General features: G+C 29.8%; 3 protein-coding genes. 1 reads left to right on the forward strand and 2 read right to left on the reverse strand.

What is annotated here, in order from left to right:
• On the forward strand, window positions 1-53 hold a 53-nt coding region (locus JJE11_RS17840), incomplete at its 5' end, for an Ltp family lipoprotein (protein ID WP_366927964.1).
• Window positions 54-406: 353 nt separating this feature from the next.
• Here JJE11_RS17840 and JJE11_RS17435 read toward each other — a convergent pair.
• Together JJE11_RS17435 and JJE11_RS17440 are read right to left on the reverse strand one after the other, a co-directional pair.
• Complete coding sequence (locus JJE11_RS17435) at window positions 407-1,423, reverse strand: DUF3231 family protein (protein WP_291637923.1); 1,017 nt, start codon at window positions 1,421-1,423, stop codon at window positions 407-409.
• A 41-nt stretch (window positions 1,424-1,464) separates the two neighbouring features.
• Entirely contained in the window at window positions 1,465-2,481 is a 1,017-nt protein-coding gene (locus JJE11_RS17440; RefSeq protein WP_291637925.1) for a DUF3231 family protein, read from the reverse strand.
• Between the last annotated feature and the right edge of the window lie 93 nt (window positions 2,482-2,574).

The following is a 2,574-nucleotide window of genomic DNA, read 5'->3' on the forward strand; positions in this document are numbered from 1 at the left end:
GAGAGAAGTTTACAGCAGAAGAAGCTCAGTATGCTATAGATAATCTGGAGTAATATATTGCCTTATAAATATAAAAAAACTAGCTTAAGCATCTAGTATAAAAGCTAGGTGCTTTTATACTAGCTAAATATGTTAGGGTCATATCCTCCCCTTATATAAGCTTGTCTTTCGTCCCAGGCAATATAAACACATGATATAATACCTATTACAATATGGGGAATTATACGCCCGCTTAATTGTTATTATGTGGAGTATTCGAGATATAAGGTTGATTCCCTTCTTATTTATTACCGCAGGTGCAAATATTTTTAATTATTTTCCTTGCCTCAAAAGTATGGTACATGCTAAAAGGGCTCCGGCAAGTTTGCTAGAGCTCTTCATATTGTAACTTATTTTTATACCCGTATTACTTTTTGAATTTAGTAAGTTGATTTCTATCTTCCATCTGAGGAGGCTCTTCCATCCACATATGTCTAATCATTAATTTCCCACCTTTTTTAGAAAGAGAAAGTAGATCTTTTGTTATTTTTGCAAATACAAAAGGCAAATCACTTCTCATACTAAATGACGAACCTAATGAATTAGCTCCTACCGCAAAATTAGATATTAAATCTACAACAAACATCATAAGTTTATCTGAAAATGGAGGCTGAATTGATGTAGTAGCTTTACCTGCCCATGTACTCGGAGGTTGAATATCACTTTGGAGAAATACACTAGTTAAATTAGTAATAATTTTTTTTGATAATTCTTTAGACTCTATCAAAAATTTATTCACATCACTTTCTTGTGCTACTTGAGCGAAGCCTGTCTTTAACTGCATACCTAATATATTGTCATCTATAAACTCATATATATAACCGATTTCAACTGTATTTAAAGCACGTTTATCAGAAAATATATTGATTACGTTCACATATTTTTCGCTTTCAATAAATTCAACTTTATTTGGCGCAGTTACATATGGTGGTTTTGCTAAAACACCTTTTTTTAACAAATATTCTGTACTTAAAACATAAAGCTTTTTAGAAACAGTATGGTCTAATGCAAATAATTCTTGAACCTCTTTCATGTAAGCAGTTGCTAAATATAGAGAACTAAACCCTACATTCATTTTCAATATTTGACGAAGAAACATTATATTAAAAATATCATCAAAAAGAGGGGGTGCATCTTTAAAGATATCTCTGTCATCAAATCCTTTGGGAATTACCGCATCTTGACTATTAAATATTTTTACAATTTCAGAAATAATATTTTGGCTTTCTATTACGCTCGAATTCAAAATATCTTTTGCTTCTACATCTATTGTACTTTCTCTAAATTGTTTAAATATTTCTAGCATTGCCGTTTTAATTTGATAAGTCATCCACAATCTTCCGAGTTCAGTTGAGGTAAGTTGTATTTTAGCTTCTGTAGTCATTTTAATCCTTCTTTCAATAAAATTCTTTAATACTATATATATTATTTTTTGAATTTGGTAAGTTGATTTCTGTCTTCCATTTGTGGAGGTTCTTCCATCCACATATGCCTAATCATGAGTTTTCCACCTTTTTTAGAATGAAAAAATAGATCTTTGGATATTTCTGTAAATATAAGTGGTAAATCGCTTCTCATACTGAACGATGTACCTAATGAATTATTCCCTATTGCAAAATTAGATATTAAATCTACAACAAACATCATGAGTTTATCCGAAAATGCTGGCTGAATTGCTGCTGTTGCCTTACCGGACCATGTACTCGGAGGTTGAATATCACTATTTAAACATACATTAGTTAAATTAGTGATGATTTTTTTCGATAACTCTTTTCCATCTATAAAGAATTCCTTAACTTCACTTGCTTGTGCTACTTGAGCGAATCCTGTCGTTAACTGCATGCCCAATATATTATCTTCTATAGACTCATAGATATATCCAATTTCAACTGTATTTAAAGCACGTTTATCAGTAAATATTTTGAACGCGCTCACATATTTTCTTTCCTCAATAAATTCAACTTTATTTGGCACAGTTACATATGGTGCTTTTGCTAAGACTCCTTTATTTAGCAAATAATTTGTGGTTGAAACATAAAATTCTTTAGCGACCATATAGTTTAAATCGAATAAATCTTGTACCTCTTTCATATAAGATGTTACTAAATAAAATGAACTTAATCCTAAATTAATTTTGCTTATTTGACGAAGAAACATTATATTAAAAATATCATCAAAAAGAGCGGGTGCATCTTTATAAGTATCCTTTTCATCAAATGCTATTGGAATGATTACATTTTGGTTATTAAAGATTTTTATTATTTCAGAGATAACCTTTTGGTCCTCTATTATACTTGCATCCAATATACCTTTTGCTTCTACATCTACAATACTATTTCTAAATTGCCCAAATAATATTATCATTGCAGATTTTATTTGATAAGTCATCCATAATCTTCCTAGTTCAGTTGATGTAATTTGTATTTTAGCCTCTATAGTCATTTTAATCCTTCTTTCTATCATTGAATTATACAATTATATTTTGCAATTAATACGAGATATATGCATAAAAAACTAATGTTTTTGTAAATGGTA

This window comes from Clostridium sp., from assembly GCF_016650095.1.
In the GTDB taxonomy this organism is placed as follows: Bacteria; Bacillota; Clostridia; order Clostridiales; family Clostridiaceae; genus Clostridium_AD.